This window comes from Rhodoferax sp. GW821-FHT07G04, from assembly GCF_059418585.1.
Map to the genome: position 1 here is coordinate 758211 of NZ_JBWKQD010000001.1, position 15402 is coordinate 773612.

Consider the following 15402-nt stretch of genomic DNA (forward strand, 5'->3'; position numbering starts at 1 on the left):
ACAGCGAACAGTACATTTGCACCATGGGAATGAATGATTTTTTGGAGGTGCTACCGGAAATGGTCACTTTCGCGCGGGTGGCCGAACGCGGTAGCTTTTCAGCCGCCGCCATCGAATTGCAGATCACGCCTTCGGCAGCCAGCCGCCATGTGTCGCGCCTGGAAAAGGTCTTGGGGCTGCAGCTCATACGCAGGACCACACGCCAGTTCCGCCTCACGGATGCGGGCAAGGAGGCCTTCGAGAAATGCAGCGAACTGGTAGCCGCTGCACAGGGCACCATGCAGGTCGCTCAGCGCTTCATGGAGAAGCCGCAGGGCCTCATCCAGGTGAGCGCGCCCAAGGCCTTTGCCAAGCACATTCTGCACCCCTTGATACTGGAATTCCTGCAGCGGTACCCGGCAGTGGACGTCAAGCTCCTGGTCACCGACAAGAAGGTGGACCCCATCCACGAAGGCGTGGACCTCATCGTGCAACTGACCAAGCACCCGCCGGAGAATCTGGCCTCCCGCCGGTTGATGCAGGTGCAGCACATCGTGCTGGCGTCCCCGGCATTCCTGGCCAAGACCCATCCCATCCAGCATCCCAGCGACCTGATCGGCTTGAGCTGCATGTACCTGGGCGAAAAGGAGAAGGACAACTGGTGGCGCTTTTGCCGGGGCAAGGAGGTCGAAGACGTTCTGGTCAAGGGGCGCTATGTCGCCAACCACAGCGAGATCCGGCTGGATGCCATCGTTGCCGGCATCGGCGTGGGCTGTGTGCCCGACTTTGTCGCGCAACACGCGCTGGAACAGGGGCTTGTGAAACGCATCCTGCCGGATTGGGAACTGGAGGCCAACTACCACGGCACCGCCCACATCCTGTACCCGCCCAACCGATTCCTGGCGCCCAAATGCCGGGTCTTCATTGACTTCCTGGCCGAGAGAATGCAGGCGCTGCCCAAATAGGCCCTAACAGTCGGCGTCCAGCGCTCTGTGCGGCGGCGCACATGCATTTCAATTGTTCCGCAGCCGCAACAATCAAACGGCACTTGAGGCTCAAAATGACACCCAGGTCACGCGCAAGGAAAAGGGAGCCGGTTAGTGGCAATTTTGAAGAATCGCGCCACAGAGCGCAAAATATTCCTGAGAGCGCACCACGTGTTCGGGCGTGGGCGTTCTTCGGATACCTTGCTTGAGAATCTGGATGCTTCACACCTGCATGCGTCGGTACGCTGGAACGGAAGAAGCTGGGAATTGCGCGATCACAGCCGCAACGGCACGCTGCTCGACGGTGTGCTGCAATCCCACGCCAAAGGCCAGGAATTGCGGATGGGCAGCTCGATCCGATTCGCAGAAGACGATACCTGCGAGTGGCTGGTAGAGGATCTGTCCGCACCCACAAACTTGCTGTGGCCCCTGGGGCACGACAGCCAACCTATCGCGCTGGGACTTTCCAACCTGCTGCCGCAAGGGCAGGACGCCGAGGTTTCCATCCATTGCAGCGCACAAGGCCAGTGGATCAGCACCACTCCACAGGGCAGTTGGGTGCTGGAGGATGGCGACCAAGTCAGCTTTGGCAACCACAATTGGTGCTTCATCCGGATGGCCGAGATTGCCTCCACACTGGATGCTGTGGCCGGCACCAACATCCCCCGCCCGTCCCGTCCCACATTGCATTTCAATGTGAGCCTCGACGAAGAGCATGTTCGATTGCACGTGGACGATGCAGGCATCCAACTCGATCTGGGTGAACGCTCCCACCACTATGCACTGCTGATACTGGCGCGCCTGCGGCTGCAGGATGCACAGCGGCACCCCGACGGCCATGCCCATGGCTGGGTCGAACTGGAGCGACTGGCAAAAATGTTGGGCCTGGACCCGAGTCATCTGAACATCCAGATATTCAGAATGCGCAAGCAATTGGCCTTGGCATTGCCGCGGGGCGCCCATGTGCCCGAGTTGATCGAACGCCGCCGCGGCTCGCTGCGCTTTGGTGGCTTGCGCTTTCGCATCACACGAGGCTCCCGATTGGAAAGCGGTTTTGACCCCCTGACCCTAGACATGCACACACACGCTGAAGAACCGCTCGTGGCCTGAGTCCATGTCCCATTGAGATGACACGGGCGCCCACGCACGGCTTCCCCGTAGGCGTGCCAGGCTACCAATCGTTGGGACTACTAGGGCAAGGCGCGTCGGGTCAGGTCTTCAAAGCCAGGCAGCGCAGCACGGGGCAGTTTGTGGCCATCAAGATACCCAGCACGCCCCATGGACACGACCCGGCCGCCAAACGGCGCGTCCACCAGCGCCTGCACCAGGAGACCCGCGTATTGGCCATGCTGCAACACGCCCACGTCGTACGCCTGATCGACAAAGGCCTGGCCACCGGTGGCCTGCTGTTCGCCGTGATGGAGTTCATTCCCGGCGAGACACTGCGCGACTTTCTGCAGCACAGCGGTAGGCTACCCCTGCTGGACACTCTGGCTTTGATGGTGCAGCTACTGGACGCCCTGGCCTTTCTACATGGGAACCGCATCGTGCACCGTGACCTGAAGCCGGAAAACGTGATGGTGGTTCCCACGGGCACGGCCCTGCATGCGAAAGTACTGGATTTCGGGCTGGCCAGCCACAACGGGGAGCCGGCCTTTCAGGTGGTGAGCGCTGCTGGCACGCCGGCCTATTGCGCACCTGAGCAACTGCGCGGAGAGCGCTGCGTCCCGGCAACCGACATCTATGCCTGGGCCTTGATGTTTGTCGAATGCCTGAACGCCAGGCCCTGCGTGCAAGGAGCCAACGTGAACGAGGTCTTGCACAACCAGTTGAGCAGCGCCGAGATCGCCCTGCCTGAAGAGCTGCTGGGGCAACCATTGACCCAATTGCTGCAGCGCGCACTGCAAAAAGACGTGCGTGCACGGGCTGCGGACGCTGCCCACTTGTACACGGAGTTGATGCACCATCTCGCGCAATTGCGCAGCACCGGTGCCAGCGCAGGTCTGCCCACGCAGCGCCGTTCACGTGCCCTGGCTCTTGGGCAAACGACCCAGGACGCGCTGACCCCCAGGCCTATCGCCGGTACGGGAACGGTCGCCCGTGCCGTTTTGTGCCTGACCCTGCACCTGCAACCAGCCCGCGATGCGTCGGTCGCGCTGTCAGATCTGCAGGACATGCGTGAACAGCACATAGGCTGGTGCGCCAACCTGGTACGGACACAGCAAGGGCGGGCCATGGGCACGCTGGGTGACCACATGCTGTTCCATTTTGACGCAGGCCCGGATCAACCACACCCGGCACAACAGGCCGCCGCGCTGGCGCTGGATTTGACCACCCAGGTGCAACGCAAGAGCCGCGTGCTGGAAGTCCAACATGGTGTGCGCCTGGAAATGTCGGGCGCATTGCATACCGTAACGCTTGCAACCCACAGCGATGCGCGGAGCAGCAACCGCGCAACCAACGCAGTGCTGCGCATGGGTGGCATGGTGGAGCGGGGTGTTGTGCTTGCCAGCACGGAGGCACAACGTGAATTGGCCGGTAGCGGCATACAGACGGAGGCCTATGCACCGGCAAAGCTTCAGTACGCGGAGCTGGTGTACCGCTTGGTGGCAATCGCCGACGCATGAAGCCCATGCAAGCTCGGCCTCATTGCATCAGGCGCTCGACTTGCTCGACAGGGCAACTGCGCCAACGGCGGTTCAGGATGTCCTTGGGGCTGGTGTTGCGCGCATGTACACGCGCAACATACAGGTGTTGATCGGGGTTGGTTGCGATGCGTTTGTCCAATGGTGCCCAAACAAAGGCGTTGTCCTCGCCCACATTGACGTCGGCAAACGGTGCACTGCGCCAATAGTCTCGCCGGTAGCACAGGGTTCCGCCGCAGACCCACGGCGTGCGGCCATCGTAGACGTATTGCCAGGCACGCCGTGCCTCGGGCGCATAGAAATACACCCTGTCCAGGCCGCAGATGTCTGCACCATGGTCCTGCAGCGCCTTGACTTGCGAACTCAACCAGCTGGGCGCCATCCAGTCGTCATCGTCCCAATGCGCAATCACTTCACCGCGTGCCAGCTCGCAGGCAATATTGCGCTTCGCTCCTATTGTTGATTTACGGTCCAGGCGCACGTACCGAATGATGTCGTGCGGTGGAATGAGGTCGGCCACGCTGTCACGCCCATCATCCAGCACGATCAACTCACGCCGAGCATAGTCTTGCGCCAGAAAGTTCCGGATGGCCTGGGGCACGAACTCCCGCCGATCCGAGGTTGGCATGATGCAGCTCACCAGTGGAGGTGCCACCACCAAAGGCTCCGTTGGCGCAGCGGGAAAGTAGAAATTCAAATCCTGCTGCAGGCAATCCGGTGGCGGCACCAGGGCCCATTCGGCCTGCTGCAAGTAGTGGCCTTCCTTGAACTTCCAGGTGTTGCCATGATGGCGCACATAGACACACAGGTCGCGCCCGGATACACGGCACAGGCGGGCACCGCCAGCCAGGGTCTTTTGCAGGAAGTCGGCGTCTTCGCGCAATGAGGTGTTGGGGTACTGGCCATGGCGCTCCCACAGGCTGCGCCGGAACACCAGCGTTCCGCCACTGACGTTTTCGACGAACATGCGGCGGAACAAGGCCCGGCTGGCAGCCCAGAACTCCCCCTGGGGGCGTGCCATGAACAGCATGTCGTTGAGCCCTGTGATGTCCGCCACGCCGTGCAATAGCGGCGCGGCCTGCCGGCTCAGTCGCTGCGCACCGTACCAGTCGTCGTCGTCCCAATGGGCAATCAACGTACCGTGGGCCTGGCGCAATGCCTCATTGCGCTTGGCACCTATGCTGGTCCTGGCGGGTACGCGTATGCAGCGTATGCGCCCATCGTCGATACCGCTGGGCAGGTCGGCATCGTCCTCGTACACGATGAGCAGCTCCAATGCGGGGTAATCCTGGCGTTGGAAATAGCGAATGGATTGCGCCACAAACGCCGGCCGGCCCTTGGTGGGCATGACGCAACTCATCAGCGGCGACTCCGGGGCTTGCGTCCACGCTGGCGGCAACACCGGCATCGGGTGCAGGGGTCTGTGGATGCGCGTGCGCTCCGGCACAGCAAAGTGGCGGCATGACTCCCCTGCGCAATGGTCATGGTAGGGGAGATTCTGCGGCTGGACCTCCGCACGCCATGCGCAAAACCGATCCTGGTAAAGGTGCTTGTTGATTTCGAGCAGGCTGTCATGGATGCTGGACTGCACCGGGCACTGTGGAGCGCGGTGCACAAAGGCGGCCTGGGCCCAGACGCCACGAAAGCCGGCCCGCGCCGCCCGTATGTTGTAGTCCATCTCCCAACAGGGTCCTTGGCTGTAGGCCGTGTCAGCGGCCCCTATGGCTGCAACCACCTCATTCGTCACCACGTAGCAAAAGTCCGCCAGGCTGTGTAGTGGCTCCAGCGGCATACAGGCATCACCAAAACGCAGCAGCAACGCGTCCGCCTGGTCCCACAATGCCTCCTGTGCACTGCTGCAGGCGGGTGCCACGGCCTGCTCATTCCAGCCGCGGTTGGTGGATGGTCCGACCAGTCCGTGGCTGGCCTCTTTGTCCAACGCCGCCAATAGCAACTCCAGCCAGCCAGGGCAGACCCGTGCGCCATTTTCCAAAAACACGTAGACGTCAGCCGGCTCCGCAATCAGTTGGTTGAAGCACGCGGCAGCACCGGCTTGCGGCGGCCGAGGCAACTGCGGGATGCCCGGATAGGCCGGAACCGTCTGGTCCACATCGATCAGAACGCGCAATGCAAAGGGCAGCGGCGTATTCTCAAAAATACTGGTCAGGGTGGTGGACAGAGCCTGCACATGCCCCGCCACGTGCACGCCAATCACAATCTGGCGGTGGTGTACGGCCGCCATTCACCACTCCTCGTTGGTGGCCACCAGGCCACTGCCGAGCAGAGCTTCCAGCCGACGCCAGGGGCTGCCGGGGCTCTCGTCACCCCAGTCCTGCACAGCCGCAACAGCCTGCGCCAGCGGCACAGCCTGCGCGCCAGCTGCGCTGTAAAAGCGCGGATAGCACAGCAGCAGCTCATCGACGCAAGCGCGTATCAAGGATTCACGCCGGGTCAGCTCGGGGGCATGGAAGGAGACATACAAGGTAGGAAACCCGAAGCGGTGCAGGCGGTTCCATAGCCCCGGTATGACCGCATATTCGCCGCCCTCGATGTCCATCTTGATGAAATTGCAATCGCCAATGGCGTGCAAATCCATAAAGCCCTCCAGGTCCATGCCGTGCACCTCGCGTGACGGCTGGTTGGGCGCATCGGTCGCGGCAAACATGCCGGACATGCTGTCGCCGAACTGGCTCTGATGCCCAAAATAGAAACCACCGGCATAGAGTTGCAACGGCCCCGTCTGCGCGCCTATACCGCAAGGGTGCAGTCGGACCTTGCTCCGCAATGCTGGGTTGGCGGCAATATTGCCACCCAACTCGGCGAACGCCACCGGATCGGGCTCCAGTGCGTACACGCAGCTCGACAGCGTTGCACCATACAGCACCGTGGGGCCGATCCAGGCCCCCAGGTCGATGTAGGAGGCATCGGGTCGCAAGAACCGCTCAAACACTTCAAAGGTTTGGGGCTCCCACAAACCGGTACCGACACGCTCCCAGAAGGCACGCCGCGCCTCATTCGCCATCACACGGTAAGCCCGCCGGTGCACATACACACTCAGCGGATGCGACTCGGAGGCTGTCCGAAGTGCGTCGGGTTTCATGCTGGTTGCCGTCCCACGCTTACCAAATGGTGAAGGGGGCCAGGCCACCATAGGTCGCGCTGAACTCAAAGGCGTTACCCTCGAAGATGAAGCCCGGCACCTGGATCTTGCACCACACAGCGCCGGCATAGGGGCTGCTGCCCGGCACCATGTTCATCTGGATATGCACATCCTGCTTCGCAGAATCCAGCGTCTGCAGGTTCAGCGGCAGGAAGTAGTTGTTGCCGTAGAAGTTGGTCTTCTTGCTGCGGATCTCGCACATGAGGGTCACGAAATTCCCGGTGCTGCTGTACACCAGTTGGAAGATGAATTGGTAGTCCGCACTGGCGGGCCAGTTCAAGGTCATCGTGTTCCCGGGAACAGTTTGCTGCGCGGGTATGGCCGATGCTGGATAGATGTTGACCACCCCCGGGCCACGGGCGTACAGCGAGCTGATGGGAACATCCAATACCGGCGAGCTGCTTTGCAGCGCAATCGGTTCACCACTGACCGGCGTGCTGCTGGAATACACCACATTCATCAGCGGTGGGATTTGCTGTGCCAGGCTGGAGTGGCTGGTGGCGCCGTAGCCGTCGCAATTGAATACGTAGCCGCCAGCCTGCGTGATCACGCTGGGGGCCTGGATACCCATGCCGCAGGACGGTACGACCTGCAACTGGATCAAATTCTCGCCCGGCAATTGCGGTGATTTTTGCAACCGACGCACCGTGCTGCTGTGGTCCAGACAGACCTCCAACCCCCAGGTGATGCCGGCCAACTCGAACACGCCCGCACCGTCGTAATTGACTTCCTGCTGCTCACGCCCCAGGCCACTGGTATTCGACGCAGCCAAGTGCTCCACATCCGCGAGCAACAAGCCACCGGGATTAGCGACCGCCGCGATGAAGTCCACCCCGGACATCAGCTCCTTCATCACCACGCGGGCACCAGTGTCCCCTTGGGCGGCCAAGCCGCCCAACTGCACAGGTGCGAAGTTGTAGACCTCCTTGGTGGCCAGGGGGTCGATGTCGTAGGGCGGGGTTGCGTACGTGGGGGATGAAACGCCCAGAACGGTACCAAAGATGAACACCCAGTCATCCCATTGCGCGTCGGCAGCCATGCGTTGCAGGGTGGCAATCGCCAATTGCACGTCATCCATCTGGTATGCACCCAGCGAGCCACGGAAGAAGAACTCGGGCGCCATGAAGACCTTCAGCGTAGTGCCCGCGGGCTCCGGTGGAGACTGCTGCGGAAGGGCGTCGCGCGCGGTCTGCATGGCGCGCAGCATCAGCGCACAGCGGGCCTCGATGTCGAGCTGTGGATTGTTCAAACCCAGGTAGGTCTGCGATCCATCGGGGTTGGTCTGCGGCGCGGTGTCGAGCACGTAGCCTATGAATTGGACGTTGGTGTATGCCATGCGTGTTCTCCTGTGATGGGGTTCTGGGGCCTATTGCGGGTCATCTCACCAACGGGGCCAAGCCGTAGGTGAACTTGATGAGGTAGTTGACGTACACGTTGATCGGTCGGGTCTCATACTGGCTGACCAGCACCTGGCTCGTCTGCCCCGTGCCCGGCACGGGGCCACCGGTCGTCAAGGTGCTGGTCACGCTGGGGGCGCCCGCAGCGGTACCGCTGGGCGAAGTAGCCGAAGGCGCAGGCGCACTGCTATAAGTGTGCTCATGGGTCTCCAGCGCGAACGACTGTATGGAGCCCACCCCACTGCTTTGGCCCTGACCACCAGGCGGTACAGTACGCGTGGCGATATCAGGATCGTTCTGTGTGCCGGTTCCGATACCGCGCAAGAAGTAGCCCCGGTAATCGGGAATGCTGAACTGATTGCCGCTGCCCCCATACACATAGCCCAGTACGGCAAACAACTCCGGGTAGTCCTGGCTGGACAATGACCGCCCGTCACACGCCATCCAACCCCAGGCTTCTATTGGATTGGTCGTGTAGTTGGCAGGCGTCACAGCAGCGGGCGGGCTGGAACTATCCGGCGCGCCGATTGCACCGGCAAACGCGGTCACCGAGCCGACCGGTAATTCGCCGAAGCCGGGTGGGCGCACCCGCAAAGGATTGTGCATGCCGGGCAGTTCCATCATGGTGAGGCACTCCCCATCTCAAAGGTGCTCGGGCAGGCACCGCTGCCCGACTCATCAAGCACCTGCATGGCAGTGGGCACCAACACCTCCCAGCAAGGGCCTACCTTGCGCACCGGTTGGCGCTCGGGCTCGGCGTGCTTGAGGTCGTTCACCAAGGCCAGATCCGCCGGATTGACGGGAGCCGTGCGGTCCGGCCCCGCCCAGATCATGCCGGCCGAGTAGAAGTACAGGAATGCCATCACATGGGCCGGCTGCACGGGTAGCAGCACGCGCGCCTGGTCCGCCTGCAAGAAGCTGGCAAACAAGGCATCATCGTTTGCCGCCAGGCTACCCAACTCCACCACGGTGCCGGCAGCACCCAGGGTTGGGCTGGCATAGAAGCTGTACACCATCTCACTCCACTCCAGCACCTCTTCAAAGAACTGCAGGTAGCGTGGTTCGTTCACCGCGAATTCCGACGGAGGGGAGAACGCCGTAGTACTTTGATCCATGCCGGTCAGCGCCAGCAACCGCTGCAGCAACAGGCGCAGACAGGCGTTCTTCAACTCCCGCTGCTCAATCTGCCGATTGGCCAATGGCGAGCGGGTAGGCATGCCTACCTGGGCACCACCGTCGGCACGTGCGCCGTAGGCCGTCAGCCGCTCCTGGTAGGCCCGCATGATGCTGGCGTATATGCGGATGCGCCACTGGTCCATGCAGCGCGAAGAGGGGGTGCATGCGACTTCCACATTGACTTGCACCTGGTTGTCGCTGGGCGGTGACAGTGTGGGCAGATAGTCCAGCACCGACACGGGCACGCTATCGTCCTCCCCATTCAGCGCTACCGCACTGGCTGGCGTGCTGGGGCTGATGCTTTGCCGCCCCACCAACACAACCGGTGTTGGCAGACCCGAAGGCGTGCTGACATAGCTGACAAACGCCGTCGTGGCGCAGTAGCCCGCCGGAATGGCGATCTGCTTTTCCTCCCCATTGCGCAATGTGGCCGATGCCGAGCGCTGCGCGAGCGGCGGCGGCTCCAGATCCAGCACACCGTAATACGCACCCAGACGGGCGTAGTTGCGCGGCGTGACGTCTTCAAAGGTGGCGACTCCCAGGTGCAGCGGCGGCATGGGTTTGGCATAGTCCTGCCCCATCAAGGTTTGCTCTTGGAGTATGAACCCGGCGGCTGGTTTGCACACCATGAACTCCATCATCAAACGCTGGCCGTAGTTGACGACGCAGGCCTCGTATACCTTGTTCAGCCAGCGGAACACGGCACGCATGCTCTGGGTGCCGGCGGTGTTGTCGACCAGGCTGACCACCGAGTCTTCGGTCTGGCTCATCGTGCTGCTGGAGCGTGTCTGGCTGACGCTACGGCTGATGCGGTTGACCGTCTTATTCAGGATGTCGCGTGCAAAGCGGGTGGTGTCGTCCACGCCGGGGTTGGTGCCTTGCTGCACCGCCTTGCTCCACGAGCCATCCAGCGTGGCCTGCGTGGGCGGGCCATAGCTGCTGGTGAACTTGTTGTACTGGTTGGTCTCGGTGGCCTCGGCCACCGTCTTGCGCGACTCCTCCTGCAGATTGCTACGTTCGTCCGCTGCATCGTTCTGCAAAGTCTGCATCTCGGCCGTGGTCTGTTTTTGCTCATCCAGTTGGCGATGGGTGCGCTTGTGCGTGACCTCGCGGCGTTCACCCCGCATCACGTTTTCAATGCGCGCAATTTCACCGCTTTGGTAGCGCAGCAAACGCTGGCGCACCATTTGCAGATCGCCTATGGCATAGGGCTCAATCCAGCCCAGCGACGCCGGCGGCGGCGATGCATCCGCCATTGCCGCGGGCGGCAAAGGGAATACCTGCGCGGGCAAGATGATGGTGGCCTTGCGCAGCGCCGCAATCTGCGCCACGCTCACAGCAGCCGGTGCCGGAAGTACCGGTGCGAGGTCGGAAGCAGCCGGCGCACCGGCGGTCTCCCCTTGGGCTTGCAAGGCCACGGTGATCAGGTGTGCCATGCGCAGTGTGCGGGTCAGCGCATCCAACAAGGCGGTGTCATAGCCCAGGATGATGACCAATGCAAAATAGCTCTGCCAAACCCGGTCCAAGGCCTGCGCATAAGGGGCGGATGCAAAGTAAGCCCACGTCAAGCCATAGCCCGCCAGCAAATGGCTGACGTCCGTGCAGGCCTTGGCTATCCATTCCTGCGCGCTGCCGGCTGGCCTGGGCAATTGCGCCAGCAGGCGGGGAAACTGTGCCACCGGTCCCGCAAGCAGATCCATATTGCCAATGAAGGCGCCCTGGTAGGGCGCATCACCATCGATGAATTGCAAGGCAAGTGTCTGCGCAGCTGCGCGGCTTTGCTTGCGTGCGGCGACAAGGTCTTCGAAGAAGGTGCTGGATGGCGGACTGGCGCTGGTGTAGGGTATGAAGCCATACAACAGGTCGTCCGCTGATATCTTGGGCCAACGCCGCACATACACGTACGGGAACAGCTCGTCCGGGTGTGTGGTGACGATGGGCAGTGGCTCCACAGGGTCCACGGGGCGATCTGGCTCTATGGGCTTGGGGTGCGGTGGCCATGGCGGCACGGGCGGTATTTCACCCCGCGTGGGACATGCGACCATGATGCCCTCAAAGTGGTGCTCGTCGCTCTGCCCCTTCATGCCGTAGAAGATATCGGCAAAGATGGCCGTATTGGTGACACCATCAATGTGCACTGGCGTCTTTTGTTGCAGGTAACCCCGCACATAGCAGCCAGAGCGAAATTTGAAATCAAAGGCCTGGGTTGGCCACTGCTTGGTTATCGTGACCATCTGGCTTTCCGATGGGCCCGATTTGCAGGACACTTCGGCGCAGGACGGCATGTCGTCGAGCGGCTCGCGATTGATGGTGACGTTGAAGACCAGGCAGCCGTCCAGGGCTGTCCATCTTCTTTTGACCATTTCGTTCACGGCTTGCGTCCTGGGTGAGAGGTGTGGAAGTCACGGCATCGGTGCAGGACCATGAAGCGGCCCTGCACCGATGGGCCGCGTTAGCACATCTGGATGTTTTCGAGGTTGAAGGCAAATGGGGTGGAGTTGGGGCCTGGGCCACCACCGGTCATCACAATGTCAGCACTCGCGATGCCCAGCAAAGACAGCTCGGTGTTGATGTTGGAAATGATGGCGGAGTTCATGACCTGACCCTGCACGATTTGCGAGGCCACACCAATCCAGATCGTGGGCTTGAACTCGAACACCGCCTTTTGCTGGGGTGCAATCGAGGTCTTGACCGCGAGCAGTTTGCCGGCCTTGTAGATGCTGGCGTTGATGGCACCCTTGGGCAGGTTGTTCAGAACCTGCACTTCTTTGGAGCTGGTACCGCTGCCCGCCGACACCAGGCGGTCACCCGAGGTCGTCAAGGCCATTTCGAACAGCTGGCCGTTTTTGGCATTGAGCTGTGGCGTGAAATTGCCATGGCTATCACTGGCACCGACCTGCATGCCCATAGGGAACTCGAAGGGGTGGTTGTCACCCTGGCCGCAGTAGCGGATGACCTGCCAGGCCACGGCCAGCTCGTCGAAGTTGGTCGCAACATTCTTTTGGAATATCACGATCTCCGAGTTGTTCGTGTCGTTCGAGTTGTTGATGAAGTTGAGTTGAACGCCCATAAGTTTCTCCTGTTGGTGGATGTGATGGCAACACACCATGCGTTGCCTGTTTGCCCTCGCGGCCCTGCTGCCCCGCTGGCGAACTCTGTGTGCCCGGATCTGCCCCTTTGCCGTCAGATCTGGACGATGTTCTCGAGGTTGAATTGGTAGGCGGTCGAGCCGTCACCCGGCCCGCCACCCGTCATCACAATGTCTGCGCTCGCAATGCCGATCAAGGAAAGTTCGGTGCTGACATTGCTCATCACTGCCGAGCTGATGGCCGCACCTTGAACCACCTGGGAGGCCACAGTGATCCACAGGGCCGGCTGGTACTGGAAGACGGCCTTTTGCCCCGGGGTCACCGTGGTCTTGATGCCGACGATGCGCCCATCCTTGAAGACACATACATCGACAGCGCCTTGGCCCATGTCATTGAGCACATCCAGTTCATTGGCCGCGCTGGCGGGGCCGGCACGTAGCAAGCGGCGCGTGCCTGTGGGCGTGGAAGTCAGCTTCAACAGTTGGCCGTTTTGTGCCGCCATGCGAGGTGAGAAATTGCCGTACCCGTCTGCGATCGCCACTTCATACCCATCCGGGTACACGAAGGGGTGGTAGCAGTCTCGCCCGCAGAATCGAATCACCTTCCAAGCCACCGCCAGCGACGCCATCGAGGTCAGCAGGTTCTTCTGGTAGATCACTACCTCGGACTTGTTTCCGTCACTGGAGTGGTTGACAAATCGCAGTTTGATATCCATGGTGGCTCCCTACCTGGTTCCCTGCCGCTGGGTTAATTGGTCTCGCTCTTCAAGCGGCAGTGATGCAACTGTAGGGACGACCCTCAGGCAAAGCGATTACAGGCAATTACAGAGAGCAAAGGGAGATGGACAACGGCCGGCTCAGGTCCGGCGCGGGTGCGCTTTAACGGTGCGCAGGGGCACCACGCGAACTCTTACATGCGCCAGGTAAGCTGGGCAAAAATATTGCGTTGGAAGACGCTGCGGGAGGCGGGAGAACCAAACTCGGCGTGGTCATTGGTGTCGAACAAGTTTTGTGCGATGAGCGCAATGTCCACATCCCGGCGCACACGCCAGTTGAAGCGACCATCGACCGCTGTGTAGGCCGGAACGACAGGAGAAGGCAGGGCACTGACATGGCGCACGGTCAGGTCCAACTGGTGGCGGTCCGTGATGTTCCATAGGGAGCGTACTTGCCATGTGTGCTCCGGGTCATTGCCCAGCGCGCTGGGACCTGTGGGGTCCAGGCTGCCGGGCTTGATGCGCAGGTTCTGACGCAAGCCCGACATGCCCAGGCTCAGCCGCCAATCCGGTGTGGGTTGGTAATTGGCCCAGGCCTCCAAGCCATGGGTCGACCCCTCCATCATGTTCTGCACGAAGGCCGGTGGCGGCTGCCCGCTGCGCAGCTTGTCGTATACGCTGTAGAAGGCGGTGACCGAATACGATACGGTGTTGCCAATCTGGCCACGGTAGCCCAGTTCCGCCACATCCGCGGTCTCGGATTGGAAGTCTGGCCCACCCTTGATGACGGGCATCAGCGGCCGCCCCGGCAAGGACAGGTACACATAGAAATCGCGGTCCAACCGCGCGGGCGCGCGCACGGCACGCGACAGTGCACCCCACAGCAATTGGTCGTCCTCGAGCTTCCATGCAAAGCGTGCGCTGGGCAGGTATTCCACACCGGTATAGACATTGCGCTCGGCTTTGATGCCCAGCGTCACATTAAAGGCCGGACTGAGTGCAATTTCATCCTGGATAAACAGGTTGCCCCACTCCAATCTGCGGTCCGCAGGCATGAAGAACTGGGGCAGCGGATTGAGTGCATTGAGGTGCGTCTGCGTACTACCCTGCGCAGCCCGATAGCCGCCACCCCATAGCAATCGCTGGGTGCCGCTCAGCCGCAGACCGTGCTGAAACTGCAGATCCAGGGTCGCGGCCTGATCGCGGTAGGTCATGGGGTCATCGCGTTCTGTCTGGTCGTAGTACGACTGCAATTCAAAGGTCGAACCATCGCCGAGCTGACGCGTCCAGCGCACCAGCACATTCGTACCCAGCAACAGGGGTGAGCCCAAAGGCCCCGTGTCGGCATTGGCACGGTAGGTGTCGCCCTGCACGGTCAACCCATGCCCCCAATCCGCGCGAAAACCCAGCTGGGCGCTTTGCCACCCATCGACCACATCGTTGCCATTGCCAAGCCGGCTGTTCTTCTGGTTCAACCGCTGGGCGTAGAGGCGGTAGCCACCGTCCTCACCCAAAGCCCCGCCATGGCGAACAAAGGCCGTCGATTCACGGTTGCCCCCACCCGCACCAACGACGTCGCCTTGCGTGTCTTGGGCACTGCGGGTGATGACGTTGATGACGCCATTGACTGCATTCGCGCCCCATAGGGTTGCACCAGGCCCGCTGATCACTTCGATGCGCGCCACGTCTTCCAGCATCACGAACTGCGAATCCCAGTTGACGGTGGAAAACAAGGGGGTGTAGACCGTGCGCCCGTCAATCAGTACCAGCAGTTTGTTGCCGATGCCGTTGTTGAAACCGCGCGCGCTGATGGCATAGGGCCCGGCGCCCACACGGGCCACCTCCAGATTGGGCGCCATACGCAAAGCCTCTGGCAGGGTCAGTGCGCCAGAGCGGCGAATGTCCTCACCGGTGATCACATAAATGGACGCGGCCGCGTCCGACAGCCGCTCGGCACGCCGTGACACCGAGGTGATCTTGATGTTGCTCAACTCCTCTATGCTCAGACCGCTCAAATACAGCGCCGTCTGCACATCGGCGGCCCAGACGGAGGGCGCAAGAAGACAGGCAACCAACCCGGCAAGGGCCGACGGCACATAGCGGGCCAGCGAACGGCGCCCTCGTTCCGCCAGGCTAAACACACTCTCGCCCCTGTTTGGCATTGGGTGACCCCTCCCATTCGCTAGCGCGTGCATGCGAAATTTCGCCAGCCCTCCCACACCGGAAGTAGGACAACTGTTTATTCATTGAACCAT

11 protein-coding genes are annotated in these 15402 nt (G+C 61.5%); 3 read left to right on the top strand and 8 right to left on the bottom strand.

The window, feature by feature from the left end:
• Positions 1-23: 23 nt before the first annotated feature.
• From AC07OO_RS03500 to AC07OO_RS03510, 3 genes are all read left to right on the top strand, one after another.
• The gene (locus AC07OO_RS03500) at positions 24-944 is read left to right on the top strand and encodes a LysR family transcriptional regulator (protein WP_495080665.1); all 921 of its coding nucleotides are present in this window, start codon (positions 24-26) and stop codon (positions 942-944) included.
• Positions 945-1136: 192 nt separating this feature from the next.
• Complete coding sequence (locus AC07OO_RS03505) at positions 1137-2075, top strand: FHA domain-containing protein (RefSeq protein ID WP_495081766.1); 939 nt, start codon at positions 1137-1139, stop codon at positions 2073-2075.
• Between the two features lie 17 nt (positions 2076-2092).
• On the top strand, positions 2093-3592 hold the full coding sequence (locus tag AC07OO_RS03510; protein WP_495080666.1) for a protein kinase domain-containing protein: 1500 nt from the start codon (positions 2093-2095) through the stop codon (positions 3590-3592).
• Positions 3593-3611: 19 nt separating this feature from the next.
• On the opposite strand, the gene AC07OO_RS03515 is transcribed toward AC07OO_RS03510, so the two are convergent.
• From AC07OO_RS03515 to AC07OO_RS03550, 8 genes are all read right to left on the bottom strand, one after another.
• Positions 3612-5852, bottom strand: a complete 2241-nt coding sequence (locus AC07OO_RS03515; protein WP_495080667.1) for a glycosyltransferase — start codon at positions 5850-5852, stop codon at positions 3612-3614.
• Positions 5853-6710, bottom strand: coding sequence for an FkbM family methyltransferase (locus AC07OO_RS03520; RefSeq protein WP_495080668.1), 858 nt, complete (start codon positions 6708-6710; stop codon positions 5853-5855).
• 19 nt (positions 6711-6729) lie between these two features.
• Positions 6730-8106 (bottom strand): hypothetical protein, encoded by a 1377-nt coding sequence (locus tag AC07OO_RS03525; RefSeq protein WP_495080669.1) that lies wholly within the window; start codon positions 8104-8106, stop codon positions 6730-6732.
• Between the two features lie 40 nt (positions 8107-8146).
• The gene (locus AC07OO_RS03530; RefSeq protein ID WP_495080670.1) at positions 8147-8791 is read right to left on the bottom strand and encodes a tail fiber protein; all 645 of its coding nucleotides are present in this window, start codon (positions 8789-8791) and stop codon (positions 8147-8149) included.
• Positions 8788-11706 carry a hypothetical protein gene (locus tag AC07OO_RS03535; protein WP_495081767.1) on the bottom strand — a complete coding sequence of 973 codons (2919 nt, stop codon included), beginning with the start codon at positions 11704-11706 and terminating at the stop codon, positions 8788-8790. Before AC07OO_RS03535 ends, AC07OO_RS03530 begins: the two co-directional genes overlap by 4 nt.
• Positions 11707-11795: 89 nt before the next feature.
• Positions 11796-12413, bottom strand: coding sequence for a hypothetical protein (locus AC07OO_RS03540; protein WP_495080671.1), 618 nt, complete (start codon positions 12411-12413; stop codon positions 11796-11798).
• Positions 12414-12526: 113 nt separating this feature from the next.
• Positions 12527-13147 (bottom strand): RhiA family protein, encoded by a 621-nt coding sequence (locus AC07OO_RS03545; protein WP_495080672.1) that lies wholly within the window; start codon positions 13145-13147, stop codon positions 12527-12529.
• 194 nt (positions 13148-13341) lie between these two features.
• The gene (locus AC07OO_RS03550) at positions 13342-15309 is read right to left on the bottom strand and encodes a TOL_0244 family TonB-dependent receptor (RefSeq protein WP_495080673.1); all 1968 of its coding nucleotides are present in this window, start codon (positions 15307-15309) and stop codon (positions 13342-13344) included.
• Positions 15310-15402: the final 93 nt, after the last annotated feature.

Bases quoted from the DNA above. Each gene is read 5' to 3' on its own strand.
- AC07OO_RS03510 (WP_495080666.1), top strand. From the start codon at position 2,093: ATGACACGGGCGCCCACGCACGGCTTCCCCGTAGGCGTGCCAGGCTAC.
- AC07OO_RS03550 (WP_495080673.1), bottom strand. From the start codon at position 15,309: ATGCCAAACAGGGGCGAGAGTGTGTTTAGCCTGGCGGAACGAGGGCGC.
- AC07OO_RS03525 (WP_495080669.1), bottom strand. From the start codon at position 8,106: ATGGCATACACCAACGTCCAATTCATAGGCTACGTGCTCGACACCGCG.
- AC07OO_RS03500 (WP_495080665.1), top strand. From the start codon at position 24: ATGGGAATGAATGATTTTTTGGAGGTGCTACCGGAAATGGTCACTTTC.
- AC07OO_RS03545 (WP_495080672.1), bottom strand. From the start codon at position 13,147: ATGGATATCAAACTGCGATTTGTCAACCACTCCAGTGACGGAAACAAG.
- AC07OO_RS03520 (WP_495080668.1), bottom strand. From the start codon at position 6,710: ATGAAACCCGACGCACTTCGGACAGCCTCCGAGTCGCATCCGCTGAGT.
- AC07OO_RS03515 (WP_495080667.1), bottom strand. From the start codon at position 5,852: ATGGCGGCCGTACACCACCGCCAGATTGTGATTGGCGTGCACGTGGCG.
- AC07OO_RS03530 (WP_495080670.1), bottom strand. From the start codon at position 8,791: ATGATGGAACTGCCCGGCATGCACAATCCTTTGCGGGTGCGCCCACCC.
- AC07OO_RS03540 (WP_495080671.1), bottom strand. From the start codon at position 12,413: ATGGGCGTTCAACTCAACTTCATCAACAACTCGAACGACACGAACAAC.
- AC07OO_RS03535 (WP_495081767.1), bottom strand. From the start codon at position 11,706: ATGGTCAAAAGAAGATGGACAGCCCTGGACGGCTGCCTGGTCTTCAAC.